Source organism: Halapricum salinum (genome assembly GCF_004799665.1).
GTDB lineage: Archaea > Halobacteriota > Halobacteria > Halobacteriales > Haloarculaceae > Halapricum > Halapricum salinum.
Genome location: NZ_CP031310.1, coordinates 568,998 through 586,572, shown reverse-complemented (window position 1 = coordinate 586,572; position 17,575 = coordinate 568,998). Strand labels below are relative to the sequence as shown.

The following is a 17,575-nucleotide window of genomic DNA, read 5'->3' as shown; positions in this document are numbered from 1 at the left end:
GGGCCAACTCACCGCGATGGCATGTCGGCTCACTCCCGCGGGTGGAAGCGCCTGACAGCCTCGGCAACGGCGTCGCTGTCTCCCAGGAACGTCACGACCTCGCCGTCGGCCAGCCGGTGGTCGGGCTCCGGGACGTGGGCCTCGCTGCCCTCGCCGACTTCCGCGACCAGACACCCGCGTGGAATCTCCTTGCGCAGTTCCTCGATGGTCTTGCCGACGAGGTCCTCGGCGGTCACGGTGACCTGCTGGATGTCGTGGCCGTCGCCCAGGTCGTTCATCCAGTGGGCCAGTTCGGGCCGCTCGATCTCGTTGTCGATGGCGTAGGCGGTCGCCATCGAGGAGTCGATCGCCGTGACCACCTCCGAGTCGAACGCCTCGACGTTCTCGGGGTCGTTCACTCGCGCGTAGATCTTCCCGACGCCGAACTTCGTCGACGCCAGTTGCGTGATCAGCGCGTTGACGTCGTCGTCGCCGGTCGCCGCGACGACGATCTTGGCGTCCTCGATCCCGGCCGCCCGGAGGACGTCGCTCTCGGTGCCGTCGCCCTCGTGAACGGTGAAGCCCGCTCTTCTGGCCTCGGCGGCCGCGTTCTCGTCGTCTTCGACGATGACGACGAACTCTCCTCTCCGGTCGAGTCGTGTGGCGAGCGCCCGGCCGACCCGGCCACCGCCGACGAGTATGGTGCGCATTGGTGTCACTCCGAGTAAGTCGCCGATCTGCCGCGCCAGTCCCGCCTCGATCGAGACGGTCGCGAAGATGACGACGAAGACCGTCCCGAGGAGGACCTGGGCCGCGCTCTCGTTGCCCGCCGTCGCCAGTTCGATCGCGAACAGCGTCGCGACGCTGGCCGGGATGATCCCGCGCGGGCCGACCGCCGCGAGGAACAGCCGCTCCGGCCGGGAGAACCGATCGACGCCAACGGTTGCGATCGCTGCGACGAGCGGGCGCAACACGAGGATGACGACGGCCGCGAGTGCTACGCCGGCGACGCCGAGGTCTGCGATCGCGCTGAGATCGATCAGCGCCGCCAGCGAGACGAACACGAACGCCAGCACGAGCAGGGTCGCGTCGCGGCCGAACTCCTCCATCAACTCTCGCTGTGGCAGGTCGAGATTGCCCAGCGCGATGCCGGCTGTGGCCGCCGCCGCGATCCCGGCCTCGGCGGCGACGGTCTCGGCGAGCGCGAACGAGCCGACGGCGGCGGCGATCGTCAGGAACCGGGCGGCCTGTGGCTCCTCGCCGGGCGCGACGTCGCTACGGAAGAGCTCGAAGACGGCCCAGGCGACGAGGGCGCCTGCCAGGAGCGCGAGCCCGGAGCGAACGGAGCCGGCGAGCGTTTCGGTGGTCAGCACCCACGTCACTGCGATTGCCCCGGCACCGCCGGCGAGGCCGAACGCCAACCCGACCCGTCGATCGGCTTCGGGTCCGATGTCGTAGCGCAGCAGTCCCGCGGTGACGGCGGCTGCGACGACCCCTGTCGCCAGCCCCACCAGCGCCCAGTCGGGCGTCCCGATCCCGGCCTCGAACGCGAGGATGCCCGCCAGTGCGGCCGAGCCGAGGCCGCTGGCAGCGGTGAGCATACTGACGACGCGCCTGTCGGGATCGATCTCGTCGTCGGCTTCGAGTAGCGCGTAGACGATCGCCGTCGCGACCAGTCCGGCGGCGACGCCGATACCGAGCCGCTCGATGAACGTCAGAAACGTCGCAGGGAGTCCCAGGTCATCCAGCAAGAGCGTCTCGAAGATCACGACCGCGCCGATCGCTGCGGTCACGTCGTTGACGATACCCTCCGTCTCCAGTGCCGCGGCGACGTGCTCGCGAACCCGGACGACTTCGAGGATCGGCGTGATGACCGTCGGACCGGTCGCGACCAGCAGCGCACCAACGAGTAGTGCAATCTCCCACGTCGACCCCGTCAGGACCCGCACGGCCACGGTGGTGCCTGCGAACATCACGACCGCGCCGACCGTCACCAGTCGCAGGGAGGTCCGAGAGGCTTCTCGGATACGGCCGAACTGCAACGCGAACGCGCCGTCGAAGACGATGATGGCGACGGCCAGTCCGACGATGACTTCCAGTCCGTCGCCGAACGTCTCCAGTGTTACCATCCCCGCGCCGTCGGGACCGAGCAGGAGGCCGGCGACCAGGTAGAAGACGACACTCGGCACTCGGAGCCGCCGGGCGAGTAGCTGCGCGCCGATCCCGACGACCAGGATCGCCGCGACGACTGGTAACAACGACCCCGACACGTCTCTGGATTCGAGCCGATACTAAATGAAACCGGAGGGTCCTGCGGATGTGGTCTCGCCCACTACCCAGACGCCGAAAAGAACACCGAGTTAGGTGGCAGGGGGCTCGATCACAGCATATCCGTACTCGTCTCGGTGGACTGGTCGGTTTCAGCCGGCTGATCACTCAGGCGGACGTACGCGTCCGTGACGACGGCGATCGTGAAGACGCTCATCACGCTGGAGACGAGCACGGTGAGGACAAGCCCGACCGTTCCGGGGATGAAGCCGGGCACCAGTCCGATGGCGAAACCGATCGCCCACAGGATGACGACCAGCAGCAACAGCGTCCAGCGGTTGCCCTTGGTCACTGCCCACGTTCCGGAGATCGCCTGGATCGGGCCCTTGTCGGCGAGAGCGATCTCCTGGCGGAAGAACAGCGTCCCGATGAAGATCAGGATCCCGGGAACGATGAACAGGAGTAGACCGAATACGACCGCGATTCCCAGCAGGATGCCACCGATGAAACCATACAGGGTCGCGATCGGGAGTCGACGGGTCGCGAGATCGACCGGGATGCCGTCCTGCTCGGCGTTGGCGAACACCCGGACCGCGACGATCAAGACGGCTTCACTCACGAGTGCGAGGACGAGCAGTCCCGCCAGAAGCACCGGAATCGAGACGTCGAGGGCGAATCCCGTGTTATCGAGCAACCGCTCGAACTCCGCGACCGCCTCTTGAGTTTCTGGCTGGGACATGTCGGCAGTCTCGCGGATGTACTCCAGCACGTCTCTGCCGACCTGAACAGTCAGCGACTGGCTGAGGACGGTGCTGCCGAAACCGACGAGCGTGAGCAGTGCGACCAGTTGCGCACCCGTCGCCGATAGCAGCGAGTCCAGGCCTTCTGAGAGCGGGTCGGCGACGTCCAGTGATGTCGTCTCGGTCGGATCGTCGAACTCGTCGTCGACTGACATTGTGCGACCGTTCGGCCACGACCGAAATAAAAGCTCCAGTATTGGTCACACAGGGGATCGGCACCACGCGAATTGCTCCCGGTGATCCTCCGTCGGCGCCTCCGGCCGGACTGCTCGTCTCCGTGCCGGATTCTACGCTTCGTCGTCTTCGGCTCCGGCTGTGTCGTCTTCGTCGGCTTCCTCTTCCTCGTCGGCTTCAGTCTCTTCGTCGGTTTCTTCCTCGGCTTCTTCTTCCTCGTCGGCCTCAGGCGCGGTTTCTTCTTCCTCGTCGGCCTCAGGCGCGGTTTCTTCTTCCTCGTCGGCCTCAGGCGCTTCGTCCTCGTCTTCGAGTTCCGGCGTCCCCTCGATCTCGGCTTCGACTTCGACTTCGATCTCCAGTCCGGGGGCTTGCAGTTCGGCCTCGGCGGTCGTCGGATTGTTCAGTTCGACTTCGAGTTCGTCCTCGTCCACTTCGACTTCTACTTCGACGTCGACGTTGAGATCAGACATCGATCCTCTCTTCACAGACCAACGACAAAAAATCCGGCCTCGCGTGCGACCGCGTTCGTTCCCGGGCTGCTACGGCCAGTCTTCGCGGGCCTGCTCGTCTTCCTGTGCCGGGCTCTCGGGTTCGCCCAGTTCCCACTCGGCGGCCTCGGCCGCATCCTCGACGTGCAGGAACTCCCAGCCGACGCGCTCGGCGAGGTCCGCGTCCTCGTCGGTGGTGCCGACGTAGACGTGTCGGGGGGTGTCGAACTGTTCTTTGACGTTTTCGAGGCTCTCCTTGCGGCCCCGGGGACCGGAGAAGAAGTCCTGTCGGATGCGATGCTTGCGCGTGAAGTTAGTCACGACGTAGGTCGGCTTCTCGGAGACGACGCCGACGTACTCGCTCCACTGGCGCGCGTCGGTGAACACCGCGTCCGGGCGGGCCAGTCGTTTCAGTGCCTCCAGATCGAAGGCGAGAGTCATCTCGCCGCTGCCACCGCCGTCCATACTCGCCTCTCGCGGTGGCGCGCGCAAAACGGTGTCGGTCCAGCGCCGTTTTCAGGGCCGCAGGCGGGCGACCAGCGATCGCCCGCCCCCGAAGTGGAGCAACACCGCAGCGAGGAGCGCACCGACACAGTCGAAGACGAGATCCAGGATGGTATCCTCGACTCCGTAGACGATCAATACCGGACGCATTCCGGCCACGCGAGCGAGTTCGCGCGTCAGAAACTCCATCGTCTCCCAGACGACGCCGACTGCGACAGTCAGGAGGAAGACGAACAGCCACAGGAACGCCCGCGGGAGGTGGACGGTCTCGCTGTGGCGATCGACGGCGACGACGATGGCGTAGCCGATCGCGGTGACCAGCGCCGCCGAGAAGGCGTGGGTGAGATGATCCCACCACCAGACGGATTCGTAGACGCCGACCATCCCCAGCGAGTGCAACAGCGCTGCGAGCGTGATCCAGAGGACGAGCCAGGGATCGAAGTGCACGCCGAAGTCCCGGGCCAGCAGCGCCGGCAACAGCGTCACCGCCAGCGAGAACGTCGCGTTGACGACGACGCTGGTGTTTCGCAGGCCGATCCCCACCAGGAGGACGACCACGAGTGCCGCCTGGAGGGCCAGCACGATCCGGCGAGGGCCGCCCGTGGGGAGAACGAACCGTCTCACGGCACAGTCACGCTCGACGGTGAGGGTCCCTGGCGACATATGGATACGGGATCGTCGCGCTGGGCGATACGGATTTACGGTGTGATCACATACTCCGGTGCACATGATGGCGACGACCCACGGTCTGGCCGGTCTGCTCGTCGGGGCCGTCTTCGCCGCGGTCGCACCCGGTGAGACGTCGCTCCTGCTTGCAGCGGGGCTAGCTGGGGGGCTGGCACCCGACCTCGATCTCTACTGGGGCCACCGCCGGACGCTTCACTTCCCGGTCTACGGGACGGTGGCTGCGCTGGCCGCCGTCGGCGCCGCTCTGGTGGCGCCGACACCTGGCTCGCTCGCGGTCGCCTCGTTCCTCCTCGCGGCCGCGCTCCACGCCGCGAGTGACGTTCTCGGCGGCGGACTCGAACTCCGGCCCTGGGAGGCTGGCTCGCAACGAGCTGTCTACTCTCACTATCACGACCGGTGGCTCGCGCCCCGACGGCTCGTCCCCTACGACGGCTCGCCGCACGACCTCGCGCTCGTGTTCGCACTCGGCGTGCCGGGACTCGCGGTCACCAGCGGTCTTCTCCAGGTCGCAGTCGGTGTGACGCTGGTCGTTTCGGCGACCTACACCCTGCTGCGAAAGCGACTGGCGACGCTCGCGGCTGTGGTCGCCGGGGTGCTCCCCGAGCAGGTTCTGCCGTACGTCCCCGAGCGTTATCGGGCGGGCGGAAACAGCCGCGTAGTCAGTTCCTCGCGTCGGAGGTAGACGACGAGTGCAATGGCGGCCATCACGACGACGATTACGGCTGCAGCGGTGTAGTCTTCTGACGCGACGGAGGCTCCGGCCAGGTTCGTCAGGAAGTAGCCAGGAACCCGCCCTAACAGGGAGATGGCCGTCATACGCTTGATGTCGAGATCGGTCGTCCCGCCGACGAAACAGATGACGTCGTCGGGCATCCCCGGGATGAGAAAGACGATAAACAGCGTCAGATAGCCGTGATTCGACGAGAAGTCGTCGAACCGATCCAGCACTGACGCGGTGATCGCCCGTTCGACGAACGGTCGTCCCCAGCGCCGTGAGAGGTGGAAGGCGACGAAACTACCGATCGTCGCACCGGCGAGGCTGTAGACCGTTCCCCAGTAGGCCCCGAACAGCCAGCCGCTGGCGAACCCGAGCGCCTGCCCGGGAATCGGCGCGAAGATCACCTGGCAGGCTTGCAGGAAGACGAACGTCAGCGGCGCGAAGATACCAAAGTCCGCCACGAACGACCGCACTGCGTCGGGGTCGGACAGCCACGCGGCGTACTGGGCGAAGATGGTCCGTGCCGCAAGCAGCGAGAGAATCACGAGGACGACGAGAAGGGCGACGGTCCACCGGCTCCGACTGTCGGCGAAGATCCGGACGGGGCGATCCATCGGTCGTCGATGCGGCCGGTCGGAACAAAAGCGTGGCCTATTCGATCGGCGAGGGGGCGAGTGCGTCGAGCTCGACGTCCTCCTCGAGTAGGAGTTCCTTCTGGTCGGCGACGGGGCGCTCCTGACGGATGATCTTCTTGAACGTGCTCTGCTGGGAGAGATCGCCGATCAGGACGCCGCCGACGAGTTTGCCGTTGTTGAACGTGAGGCGGCGCCACTCGTCGTCGGAGTACTTCCGCTCGGCCTCGTCGTCGCCGATCGTCGGATGGCCAAACGAGAGAAACGGGAAGTCGAAGTGCGTGATCGAGTACGAGGGGACGTAGCGGAACTCTTTGACAGTGTCGTCGGCAACCATGTTCTTGCCGGCGACGATTCCCTGTTCTTTGGCCGAGCCCCACGCGCCGTTCTGGGTCTGATCTTCGAGGATGACGTCGTGGTACTTGGTGATGTCACCGGCGGCGTAGACGTCCTCGACGCCGGTCTGCATGTACTGGTCGACGACGATGCCGTCGTCCAGTTCGACCGGCGTGTCCTCGAGGAACTCCGTGTTGTAGTTCAGGCCGACGGCGATGCCGACGAACTCGGCCTCGTGGGCGTCCCCGTTGGAGTCGATCACCGAGTCGACGTGGCCCGACTCGTCGACTTCGAAGTGGTCGAGGCCGCTCTCGAAGACCGGCTCGACGCCGATGTCTTCGAGTGCGCGGTGGATGATCTCCGCGCCGTCGAGACTGAGCGCGTAGCGCCACCAGCGGTTGCCACGCATCAGGTACTTCGCGTCGACGTCCTGGGCGCCACAGATCGCGGCGAGGTCGATCCCGAGCAGGCCTGCGCCGATGACGACCCCTCTGTCAGCTTCGGCGGCGTGCTCGCGGATGGCCCGGGCGTCCTGGAACGTCCAGAAGTGGTGGATTCCCTCGGCGTCGGCGTTCTCGACCGGGAGCTGGGTCGGCGTTCCTCCCGTGGCGACGAGCAGTTTGTCGTACCCGACGTCTTCGCCGCCGTGGGTGCGGACGACCTTTTCGTCGGTGTCGACGCCCGTGACGTGGGTGTTGAGCCGCAGGTCGATGTCGCGTTCGTCGTACCACTCGGGTTCGTGGATCGATACTGGGGCTTCGGGCAGTTTGCCCTTGGCGAACTCCTTGATGAGGATCCGGTTGTACAGTGCCTCGCCCTCCTCGGTGATCACCGTGATCTCCGCGTCGGGGTCGGCTTCGCGGATCGTCTCGGCCGCTGAACTCCCCGCGATCCCGTCACCGAGGATCACGTGCGACGTGGTCATGCCAGACGGTTCGTGTCCGACCTTAATGTGGATTGCTATCTCCACAATCGTCACGCTGGTCGGTTGTCAACGTATCCCTCCCTGACACTGAAGAATCAGCAACCGTCAGTCGGAGATTGCCTGTTCGGCCTGTTCGACGTCCTCGGTGTTCAGTTCGTAGAGGTTCTGTCGCGCGTCGGCGAAGTAGACGTCCTCGTCGACGACCCCCACCTCTTCGAGTCGTTCGAGCGCGTACCGCACCGTCCGCGCCGAGAGCATCGACTCCTCGACGATCCCCTTCTGTGTCAGCGGCCCCTTGTACTCCAGTACCTTGAAGACGAGTTTCGCACTCGGCGGCAGATCGGAGATGGCCTCCCCATCGGTCTCAGACATTGGCTGACAACACGGCCCGGCCCCGTATAAAGATTGAGGCAACGGATTCCTGTGGCGAAAGCGGTTTTACTAGCGTATTCGTCTCTGAACGAGTCTCCGTCGCCGGCTGCTGGCGGGCGTGGCGTAACGAACTGCTTTTCACTCCGGGTGGCCGACTGGTGGATATGGCTACAGAGACGGTCGAGAGAGACAGCGGTCACGTCCGGAGCGTGACCGTCACCACGCTCGCCTCGCTCGCGGGGATCGTGGCGATGTTGACCTCCGAGTACGCGATCGGAGTCGACCCGAGCAGCAACGTCTCCCTGTTCGTCGTCCTCGGTGCGATCGCGGTCCAGCTCCCCATCCTCAAGGCTACCGGGATCGACACCGACGACTTCTCGACGAAGGATTACCTCTACATCGCGTTCATGACCTTCTCGTTGTGGTTCGTCTCCTGGACGCTCGTTCTGACGGCCTCGACCGTCTAATTCGGTGACACAGTATGGCTGAAGATAGCATTGCCGTCGTCGACCTCGACCGTTGCCAGCCCGACCGCTGCAACTACGAGTGTATGAACTTCTGCCCGCCCAACCGGACGGGCAAGGAGTGCATCGTTCCGCGCGACGAGCACTACGACGAAGACGAACCGTTCGAGGGCGGACCCGACCAGGTCCGCATCTCCGAAGAGATCTGTCTGGGCGAGACCTGCGGGATCTGCGTCGAGAAGTGCCCGTTCGACGCCATCGAGATCATCAACCTCCCCCAGGAACTGACCGACGAACCGATCCACCGCTACGGCGAGAACGCCTTCGCCCTCTACGGCCTGCCCGCCCCCCAGGAAGGCCGCGTCACTGGCATCCTCGGGCCGAACGGCATCGGGAAGACTACCGCTGTCCGGATTCTCGCGGACGAACTCACGCCCAATCTCGGCGAGTACGCCGCCGAAGTTGGCTGGGACGAAGTCCTCGACGAGTATCGCGGAACCGCCCTGCAGGACTACCTCGAAGCGCTCGTCGACGACGAGGTCGAGGTTGCCCGCAAGCCGCAGTACGTTGACCAGATCCCCGACCAGTTCGACGGGACGACCCGCCAGCTACTGGAGCGGACGGACGAACGGGGTGAACTCAACGCCCTCGTCGAGCGGGTCGGCATCGAGCCGGTCGTCGACCAGGACATCGACACCCTCTCCGGCGGGGAATTGCAGCGCGTCGCGCTCGTCGCCACGCTCGCTCGTGACGCGGATTTCTACTTCCTCGACGAGATCACGCCCTATCTGGACATCGGCCAGCGGATGACCGCCGCCCGGCTCATCCAGGAACTGGCCGAGGACGGCGACCGCTCGATGCTGGTCGTCGAACACGATCTGGCCATCCTCGACCTGCTGGCCGACGCGCTGCACGTCGCCTACGGTGAGCCGGGGGCGTTCGGTGTCATCACCGACCCCAAATCCACGAAGAACGGCATCAACGAGTACCTCAAAGGGTATCTCGACAACGAGAACATGCGGATCCGCCAGGAGGCCATCGAGTTCGAGCAGCACGCCCCGCGCAACGTCACGCGCGGCGACGTCGCGATCGAATATCCAGCCCTGACAAAGAGCTACGGGGAGGGCGAGTTCTCCCTGGAAGTCGAAGCAGGGGAGATCAAAAAGAGCGAAGTGCTGGGCGTCGTCGGCCCGAACGGGATCGGCAAGTCCACGTTCGCGCAACTGCTCGCAGGCCGACTCGAACCGGACGAGGGCGAGATCGACGCCAGACTCGACATCGCGTACAAGCCACAGTACATCGAGATCGATCAGCCGATGCGCGTCGACGCGTTCCTCTCGTCGATCACCGACGACTTCGGCTCCTCGTACTGGAACACCGAGATCGCCCAGCCCCTCCAGCTGGAGCGGGTGATGGAGCAGAATCTCACCGACCTCTCCGGCGGGGAGCGCCAGCGCGTCGCCATCGCGGCGTGTCTCTCGAAGGACGCCGACCTCTACCTGCTGGACGAGCCCTCGGCACACCTCGACGTCGAACAGCGTGTGCTCGCGACGAGTGCGATCCGCCGCTACGCGGAGAACCACGACGCGACGGCGATGGTCATCGATCACGACATCTACATGATCGACCTCCTCTCCGATCGGCTGCTGGTCTTCGACGGCGAGCCCGCCGAGCACGGCCACGCCGCCACGCCCCAGGGGATGCGCGAGGGCATGAACGAGTTCCTCGCGAACCTCGACGTCACGTTCCGCCGCGACGAGCGCACCGGACGCCCCCGGATCAACAAGCCCGGGAGCAACCTCGACCGAGAGCAGAAACAGGCTGGCGAATATTACTACGCGCCCGAGTAAATAAGTTAGCGAGCGTCTGCGCTGATTTTCTCAGTTGCTGCGAATCGTGGTTTTTTCAAAGACCCCATCGATTGTACAGCCACTGTATGGCGAGCACTGGAGTACTGGCGTTGTTGGCCGTCGTGCCGATCGCGATCGCGTTCGGGTTGCTCGTGATCGCACGGTGGTCGGCAGCGCGTTCGATGGGCGTGGGATGGATCGTCGCGACGGGTCTCGGTCTCGCGTACTGGCAGATGGAGCCGTCGTGGTGGGCCGCAGTCGCGATCTACGGCGCACTCGAAGCGCTCCCGATCATTTTGATCGTCTTCGGGGCGATCTTGCTGATGAACTATCTGGACGTCAGCGGGGCGATTTCGACGATCCGCTGGCACTTCAGCGGGATCTCGACCGACCGGCGGATCCAGTTGCTGTTGATCGGCCTCGGCTTCGAGACGATCATCGAAGGCGTCGCAGGCTTCGGAACGCCTGGCGCACTGGCCGCGCCGCTGTTGATCGGTCTCGGGTTCCCGCCGCTCGGGGCTGCGGTGTTCGCGCTGTTTTTCAACGCGCCGAATCCGCAGTTCGGGGCGGCCGGGACGCCGATCCTTGGTGGCGTGAATTCGGTCATCGGACCCGAAAAGCTCGCGCAGGCGTCCGAACCGATCACCCAGACGGAGTTCCAGGGGCTGGTCTCGGCGTACTCCGGCGTGATGACCGGCCTGACGTTCGTGTTCTGGGGTGCACTTGGAGTGTTCCTGCTGGTCTACTGGTTCGGTGACGAGAGCGAACGGTCACTGCGCGGGGCGGCGCGTGCGGCTGCACCCGTCGCACCGTTCGCGTTCGTACTCGGGACGGTCGCCGGGGTGACGCAGTGGGCAGTCGCGTGGTTCGTCGGAACCGAACTGCCCTCGATCGTCGCCGGGTTCGTCGTCTTCGGACTCGGTCTCGTGATGGCCTCTCGCAGGATTCTGGTCCCTGACGACACCTGGGAGTTCCCCGATCGCGAGTCGTGGTCCGATAAGTGGTTGGGCGGCCTCAGCCTCGACAGTATCGAGGACGACGATCCACAGAAGGAGATGCCCGTGTGGCTGGCCTGGACGCCGTACCTGTTGGTCGGCGGGGTCCTGCTGGTGACCCGCTGGCCGACCCTGGATCTCGTACCGGTGCTCCAGGAGTTTACCGTCGGCATTCCCGCCGTTCTGGGCTACGAGGAACTGGAGTGGTCGATCCGGTATCTCTATCTCCCGGGGACGATGCCGTTCATCCCAATCGCGATCCTGACCGGACTGCTCTACCGGATGAACGGCCAGAAGACCCGGAAAGCCTGGGGAGAGTCGATTCGACAGGTCGCCCCGGCCGCGCTGACGCTGGTGATCGTCGTCTCACTGACCCAGATCATGATTCAGTCCGGGCAGTTCAACGCCGAGAACATCCAGTACGGGATGATGGACGCGCTCTCGATCGCGGTGGCGGACGCGGCCGGCGCGGCGTTGCCCATGGTCGCGCCCTGGATCGGCGCGCTCGGGACGTTCGTCACTGGGTCGAACACCGTCTCGGACATCCTGTTCGCTTCGCTGCAGTACGACGCCGCCGGCGACGTCGGCGTCTCCCGGTCGATCGTCGTCGCGATCCAGAACGTCGGCGGTGGGGTCGGGAACATGGTCTCGGTCCAGAACATCGCCGCGATCTGTGGCGTCGTCGGGATCACCGGCCGCGAGGGCGATATCCTCCGGAAGGTGATCGTGCCGACGGTGATCTTCGCGCTCTTCGCCGGCGCTGTGGGGACGATCCTGGTCTACGTCGTCGCGCCCGGCGCGTTCTGAGGGTTTTTCCACCCGGCGCGCTTCTTCGGTCGTATGTCCGGTATCGTCTTCTTCGGGACCACAGACAGAGCGCGGATCGTCGAGTTCTACACCGAGCGACTGGACTTCTCGGTCTGGCTCGAACAACCCGGCTGTACGATCCTCGAGTACGACAATCTCCTCGTGGGCTTTTGCGAGCGCGAGGCGTCAGAAACTGAGGGGCTCCTCACAGTCGTCCTCGACGACCGCGAAACGGTCGACGCGTGGCACGACCGACTCGACGACGTCGCCGAGGGGCCACCGACCGAGAACGAGGAGTACCGGATCTACAACTTCTTCGGGACCGATCCCGACGGCCGATCGTTCGAGGTCCAGACGTTCTTGCACGAGACACCGTCGATCTGAGTCCCACGTGATGGAGAGCGTTACGACGGAACATATTAATAACAGGTTCGTGTTGGCCGAGAATACAGATGGCTCACAGTCGAACTGACGGCGTGTCGATATCAAATAGCATCGCAACGGGTGCTCTCGCCTGGGTCACCGGTCTCGTGGTGACGTTCGTGGTCGGGCTCTTGGCTATCGATGTCGGCATCGGATTGCTCTTCCGAATCGCACCGTTCGAGGGGACACTGGCCGCATTCATCTACTTACACTCTGGCGCGCTCGCGACCGGTATTAGCTGGCTGGTGGTCATCCCGGCCGGGTTGCTCGTAATCGGCGGAATGTCCGTCGCGCCCGGCACTGCTGGCGACCCGGCGACGGGGTTCAAACACGGTACGACGGTCGCGGTGGGGTACGCCCTCATGGCGGGGCTGACCACCGTTCTGATCATCGACTCACGCTGGTTCGAAATCGTCGACATGGTCTTTGCCGGAGTCGTCTTCCCGATTGTCTTCGGCGGCCTGGGCGGCGTCCTCGCCGAATCCATATAGGAACCGGGCGGTCCGAACGACCGAAACGAGTTTTTGCCGCGACCGAGCACCAGTAGCTATGCACGACTATCACGTCCACTCGAACTACTCGGACGGCCGACTCATGCCCGAGATGGTCAGCGGCGCCGAGGCCGCCGGACTGGCGGCCATCGGCTTCGCCGACCACTGCAACGTCACCCAGACCTCTCCGTTTCCCGAGGTCAGGGAGGCCTACGGCTTCAATCTGGATCTCACCTACGAGCGTCGCCGAGCCGGGATCGAATCCCTCAGAGAGCGCCACGACATCACGATCTACGACGCTGTCGAGATGGATTATCGTCCCACCGACGAGGACGCCATCGCCGACTTTCTCGACGAAGCGGGCTTCGATTACGCGATCGGCAGCGTCCACACCGTCGAGAACCGGAATCTCCACGACGAACGCTACTTCGGCGAGAAATCTCGCGGCGAACGCGAGGCCGTGATCGACACCTACGTCGACCGTCTGGTCTCGCTGATCGACTCCGAGCTGTTTGAGATCGCGGCCCACCTGGACCTCCCGCAGCGAAACGAGGCTCTTCGAGGGCTGTTCACCGACGAACACTACCATCGGATCGGCGAGGCGCTCGAGGGCTCCCGGACGGTGACGGAACTGAACGCCGGCCGCTATCACGAGGACTACGGTCAGTTCCATCCCGGATCCGAGTTCCGCGAGGTGCTTTCGAGCTACGATGTCCAGTTCGTCCGCGGGTCGGACGCCCACGTCCCCGAGAGCCTCGTCGCGAACAACGAGGCCATCGGGACTGCCGACGGTGATGTCGTCGACGTCGCGGAGTCGACGCTCGCGAACGACCTGTAACTCAGTTCGAAGCCCTTAAACTCGCCAACGCAGAAGACTCGATAACTCGCTGGTGGCGGGCTCCAGCGGGCACCTGCACGGAGCGTGATCGCTCCGCTCAGGCTGGAATGTGGTCGGGCGACCGACTGAACCACTCGACGCCCGCGGTGAAATCATGGCAAAGAGCTTCTACTCACACATCCGGGAGGCCTGGAAGGACCCGGGCGACGGTAAAGTGGCGGAACTACAGTGGCAGCGACTGCAGGAGTGGCGCGAGCAGGGCGCGATCGAACGCGTCGAGCGCCCCACGCGACTGGACAAGGCGCGCTCGCTCGGCTACAAGGCCAAGCAGGGCGTCGTCGTCGCGCGGGTCAGCGTCCGCAAGGGCAGCGCCCGCAAGGTCCGGCACAAGGCCGGCCGCCGCTCGAAACGACAGGGCGTCAACCGGATCACCCGACGCAAGAATCTCCAGCGCGTCGCCGAGGAACGTGCGACCCGCAAGTACCGCAACCTCCGCGTGCTCAACTCCTACTGGGTCGGCGAAGACGGCAGCCAGAAGTGGTTCGAAGTCGTGCTGCTCGACCCGAACCACCCGGCGATCGAGAACGACGACGACCTCAACTGGATCTGTGACGACGCTCAGGAGAACCGCGCGCTTCGCGGGCTGACCAGCGCCGGCCAGTCCAACCGCGGTCTCCAGCAGAAGGGCAAGGGCACCGAGCACACGCGCCCGAGCAACAACGGCGGTCGCGGCCGCGGCAAGTAACCGCTCTCGACATCTTTTCGTCGACCCGATCACTTTGGAGCCAGCCGTCCGTCTGCTGTCCAGAAGGAGAAGCGGATGGCAGGTCCACGAGCTAGGCAACGTTGTCGGTGACGGTCTCGTGATGGTGCTCGGTTGCGGGGGCGTCCTCGGGGACGGCACTGACGGCGTAGAACGTCGCTTCGGGATCGCGGTGCTGGCGCCAGTGCCACCAGGTCCGGGCGATGAGGTAGAGTTTGCGCGTCCGCCCGAGATTTGCGTCTCGGCTCAGCGTATCGTAGTCGATGGCTCTGATCTGGCGGTGATGTTCGGCGTAGAGGACGGCCGAACACAGGACCGCGAACTGGCAGTCGTCGGGGAGATATCTGATCCCAGCGACGCCGTCGCGGTAGAGTCGTTCGGTCCGGGCCATCTCGGCGCGCATGGCAGCCTTGAACCCCTCGGTCGCTCGCTTCTCGACGATGTCGTCTTCGCTCGCGCCGAACTGTTCGAGCGTCTCCTGTGGGAGGTAGATCCGGTCGTACTCGGTGATGTCCTCGCCGACGTCCCGCAGGAAGTTCGACAGCTGGAACGCTTCCGCGAGCGCGGCGGCGTGGGGCCTGGCGTGGTCTTTCTGCTCGGGGTCCATGACGTCGAGCATCATGTTCCCGACTGCGACGGCCGACCCGCGCATGTACCCCTCCAGTTCCTCGTAGGTCCGGTAGCGGTCTTTCTCGATGTCCTGTTGCATCGCGTCGATGAACGTGTTCACGTCGTCGTCGGCGATGTCCGACTGTGCACGCAGGGACTGAAACGCCGTGAGGACGTCGTCGTCGGCCTCGCGGTCGCCCAGCGCTTTCGCCCGAAAGTCCTCCAGTCGCTCGTGCTGCTCCTCGGCCGGCAGCGCGTCGGCCTGGTCGACCACCTCGTCGGCGACCCGGAAGAAGCCGTAGAGGACGTACGTCGCCCGGCGGATCCGTTCCGGCAACAGCCGCGTCGCGTAGTAGAAGGTCTTTCCTGTCCGCTTGTGGATCTCTTTGCTCGTGGTGATGGTTTCGTCTAACATCGAAGTCGGTTGATACCTATTATCCTGTGTCGCGTACGTAGTTAATTGTTGGGCTGATCAATCACGCCAATTATGTCATCCCCGATTCCCGAAGCGATTTCTGATACCTGTCCTTTCGGCCTCTGATAGAATAAGTCCGATACCCCATCAGTTTGGATCGGACTGTCGTTTTCCGGTTGGACTGGCTGCGCACAAACGCGCTCGCGAGCCGGCCGTCGACAGCTCACGTCTCCCGGCCGGACTACTCACACACAAGAGTGTTCGCGAGCCGGCCGTCGACACTGCTTCTCCCGGCTGGACTGCTCGCAGACGAGACTGCTCGCGAGCCGGCCGTCGACATCTCACGTCTCCCGGCCGGACTACTCACACACAAGAGTGTTCGCGAGCCGGCCGTCGACAGCTCAGCCATCGAAAATCTGGGTAACAAGCTTACGCTGGGCGGCACGGAGGTGCTGATGGTAGGTCGACGGGGAGATGTCCATCGACGCCGCCAGTTCCTCGCCCGAAGTCGCTCGTGGCCACTCGAAAAACCCGCCGACGAATGCTTTCTGGAGGGCGGTCCGTTGGCGATCGGTCAACTCGGCCATCAACTGGCTGACGAACTCCTCGCGGGTCTGGGTGGGCCGCTCGCGCTCGCGGTAGGCGACCAGTTCGACCGACTCGAACGTCTCCGAGAGGGCGTCGACCAGTGCCCGTACGTTGGCGTCGCCGGCGAGCTCGGCCTCGACGCGAGCGACCCCCTTCGAGACGGTGATCGATCTGGTCCGACCGCCGTGAGACGCCAGCGTCGAGACGATCGGTGGATCGGCCACCTCGAACTCGAAGAACGATCCCGACTCGAAATCCGAGACGTGTGCGGCCGCACTGATCTCCGGATACTCGCTCGCCTGCTCCAGCAACGCCTGGGTAGCACACCCGCTCGCTGTGAAAAACAGCAGGTAGGTGTCCTCGTCCTGCGGGACGGCCCCGCCGTAGGTGAGTTCACAGTCCAGATCTCTGCTGAGATCGAAGACGAACGCCCCTCGATCGGCGATCTCCAGTTCGACCTCGACGACAGTATCTGCAGTCAACAGGCGCTTGCGCTCGATGGCGTTGATCGCGGTGGCGACTGTCCGCCCGAGCGCTTCGAGGATCACCCGCTCGCGCTCGTCGAAGGCGTCGGATTCGTCGGCGTAGACGACCAGAATACCGTACAGCGAGTCGTCGGCGACCAGCGGAAGTGCCGCCATCGCCTTCGCGTCGGGGCAGAGTTTTTGATGGACACTCGATTCGGGCACCTCTTCCATCGCAGACACGACCTGCAACTCCGTCGTTTCGGTGGCTCTGGCGACTGGATCGTCCGGCGTCTGCTGGCCGATCTCGACGTCGGTCGGTGCGTCGGGAGCGCCTGCGACGCCGACCAGCCCACCGGTCCGCAGGTCGACGTCGGCTATCCACGCCTGGACGTATGGCTCGGCGGCCACGAACTGTTCACAGACCGCTGTCCGAACGTCGTCGCTCGTTTCAGCACCCATCAGCGCGGCCATGACGTCTCTGACGAGCCCGTTGACGCGACTGATGAGATGTTCCAGCCGCTGGCGCTCGGCCTGCAGCTCTCTGGCACGCTCTTGAGCGCGTAACTCCGCCAGTTTCCGCTCGGTGATATCGGTGTGCGCGACGACCACTTCCTCGCCATCTTCACTGAGCGGGACGACTCGCATCAAGAACCACTTCGAGCCGTCGGCCGTGTCACAGGGGTATTCGAGACTGAACAGCGATTGCTCGCCGTCCATCACGGAGCGAATCCCATCGACTGCTTTCGACGCCGTCTCGTCGCCGGCCATGTCGATTCCAGCGAAGTAGTTCGATCCCGTCGCATCGGCGCTCTCTTCGCCGAACTCGTCCCAGGACCGGTTGGTAAAGAGAATCGTCCCGTCACCGTCGAGGACGGCGATATTCATCGGGAGCGTATCCAGTGTCAGCCGTGCGAGCGGTTCGTGCTGTTCCATTCCCTCCTCAACCCGATACACCCCACTACTCGCCGAGTTCCCCTAAACG

The 17,575-nt window shown here is 64.6% G+C and carries 18 protein-coding genes; 8 read left to right on the top strand and 10 right to left on the bottom strand.

The window, feature by feature from the left end; genetic code table 11:
* Positions 1-29: 29 nt before the first annotated feature.
* The 5 genes from DV733_RS02870 to DV733_RS02850 all read right to left on the bottom strand — a co-directional run bounded on the left by DV733_RS02870 (position 30) and on the right by DV733_RS02850 (position 4,876).
* Entirely contained in the window at positions 30-2,249 is a 2,220-nt protein-coding gene (locus tag DV733_RS02870; RefSeq protein WP_049993688.1) for a cation:proton antiporter domain-containing protein, read from the bottom strand.
* 110 nt (positions 2,250-2,359) lie between these two features.
* On the bottom strand, positions 2,360-3,202 hold the full coding sequence (locus tag DV733_RS02865; protein WP_049993687.1) for a hypothetical protein: 843 nt from the start codon (positions 3,200-3,202) through the stop codon (positions 2,360-2,362).
* Positions 3,203-3,334: 132 nt separating this feature from the next.
* A complete protein-coding gene (locus DV733_RS02860; RefSeq protein ID WP_049993686.1) occupies positions 3,335-3,691 on the bottom strand; it encodes a hypothetical protein in 357 nt (118 codons plus the stop codon).
* Positions 3,692-3,760: 69 nt separating this feature from the next.
* Complete coding sequence (locus tag DV733_RS02855; RefSeq protein WP_049993685.1) at positions 3,761-4,174, bottom strand: DUF7124 domain-containing protein; 414 nt, start codon at positions 4,172-4,174, stop codon at positions 3,761-3,763.
* A 51-nt stretch (positions 4,175-4,225) separates the two neighbouring features.
* On the bottom strand, positions 4,226-4,876 hold the full coding sequence (locus DV733_RS02850; protein ID WP_049993684.1) for a hypothetical protein: 651 nt from the start codon (positions 4,874-4,876) through the stop codon (positions 4,226-4,228).
* Between the two features lie 64 nt (positions 4,877-4,940).
* Here DV733_RS02850 and DV733_RS02845 point away from each other — a divergent pair, with 64 nt between their 5' ends.
* The gene (locus tag DV733_RS02845) at positions 4,941-5,582 is read left to right on the top strand and encodes a metal-dependent hydrolase (protein WP_202594274.1); all 642 of its coding nucleotides are present in this window, start codon (positions 4,941-4,943) and stop codon (positions 5,580-5,582) included.
* Here the strand turns inward: DV733_RS02845 and DV733_RS02840 are convergent.
* The 3 genes from DV733_RS02840 to DV733_RS02830 form a co-directional block, all read right to left on the bottom strand.
* The gene (locus tag DV733_RS02840) at positions 5,531-6,232 is read right to left on the bottom strand and encodes a TVP38/TMEM64 family protein (protein ID WP_049993683.1); all 702 of its coding nucleotides are present in this window, start codon (positions 6,230-6,232) and stop codon (positions 5,531-5,533) included. The two genes, DV733_RS02845 and DV733_RS02840, sit on opposite strands and share 52 nt — an antisense overlap.
* Before the next feature lie 37 nt (positions 6,233-6,269).
* Positions 6,270-7,511, bottom strand: coding sequence for an NAD(P)/FAD-dependent oxidoreductase (locus DV733_RS02835; protein ID WP_049993682.1), 1,242 nt, complete (start codon positions 7,509-7,511; stop codon positions 6,270-6,272).
* A 105-nt stretch (positions 7,512-7,616) separates the two neighbouring features.
* Entirely contained in the window at positions 7,617-7,883 is a 267-nt protein-coding gene (locus DV733_RS02830) for a MarR family transcriptional regulator (RefSeq protein WP_049993681.1), read from the bottom strand.
* Positions 7,884-8,047: 164 nt separating this feature from the next.
* Between DV733_RS02830 and DV733_RS02825 the strand changes: the two genes are divergently transcribed.
* The 7 genes from DV733_RS02825 to DV733_RS02795 all read left to right on the top strand — a co-directional run bounded on the left by DV733_RS02825 (position 8,048) and on the right by DV733_RS02795 (position 14,496).
* Positions 8,048-8,350 carry an EMC6-like membrane protein gene (locus tag DV733_RS02825; protein WP_049993680.1) on the top strand — a complete coding sequence of 101 codons (303 nt, stop codon included), beginning with the start codon at positions 8,048-8,050 and terminating at the stop codon, positions 8,348-8,350.
* A 14-nt stretch (positions 8,351-8,364) separates the two neighbouring features.
* Complete coding sequence (locus tag DV733_RS02820) at positions 8,365-10,197, top strand: ribosome biogenesis/translation initiation ATPase RLI (protein ID WP_049993679.1); 1,833 nt, start codon at positions 8,365-8,367, stop codon at positions 10,195-10,197.
* Between the two features lie 86 nt (positions 10,198-10,283).
* Positions 10,284-11,999, top strand: coding sequence for an L-lactate permease (locus DV733_RS02815; RefSeq protein WP_049993678.1), 1,716 nt, complete (start codon positions 10,284-10,286; stop codon positions 11,997-11,999).
* Positions 12,000-12,032: 33 nt separating this feature from the next.
* Positions 12,033-12,383, top strand: a complete 351-nt coding sequence (locus DV733_RS02810) for a VOC family protein (protein ID WP_049993677.1) — start codon at positions 12,033-12,035, stop codon at positions 12,381-12,383.
* Between the two features lie 68 nt (positions 12,384-12,451).
* Positions 12,452-12,913, top strand: coding sequence for a hypothetical protein (locus DV733_RS02805; RefSeq protein WP_049993676.1), 462 nt, complete (start codon positions 12,452-12,454; stop codon positions 12,911-12,913).
* A 58-nt stretch (positions 12,914-12,971) separates the two neighbouring features.
* Complete coding sequence (locus DV733_RS02800; RefSeq protein ID WP_049993675.1) at positions 12,972-13,751, top strand: PHP domain-containing protein; 780 nt, start codon at positions 12,972-12,974, stop codon at positions 13,749-13,751.
* A gap of 154 nt (positions 13,752-13,905) precedes the next feature.
* Complete coding sequence (locus DV733_RS02795; RefSeq protein WP_049994310.1) at positions 13,906-14,496, top strand: 50S ribosomal protein L15e; 591 nt, start codon at positions 13,906-13,908, stop codon at positions 14,494-14,496.
* 91 nt (positions 14,497-14,587) lie between these two features.
* Here the strand turns inward: DV733_RS02795 and DV733_RS02790 are convergent, their stop codons facing one another.
* Both DV733_RS02790 and DV733_RS02785 read right to left on the bottom strand, forming a co-directional pair.
* Positions 14,588-15,538, bottom strand: coding sequence for a phytoene/squalene synthase family protein (locus DV733_RS02790; RefSeq protein WP_049993674.1), 951 nt, complete (start codon positions 15,536-15,538; stop codon positions 14,588-14,590).
* Positions 15,539-15,939: 401 nt separating this feature from the next.
* A complete protein-coding gene (locus DV733_RS02785; RefSeq protein WP_049993673.1) occupies positions 15,940-17,526 on the bottom strand; it encodes a bacterio-opsin activator domain-containing protein in 1,587 nt (528 codons plus the stop codon).
* Between the last annotated feature and the right edge of the window lie 49 nt (positions 17,527-17,575).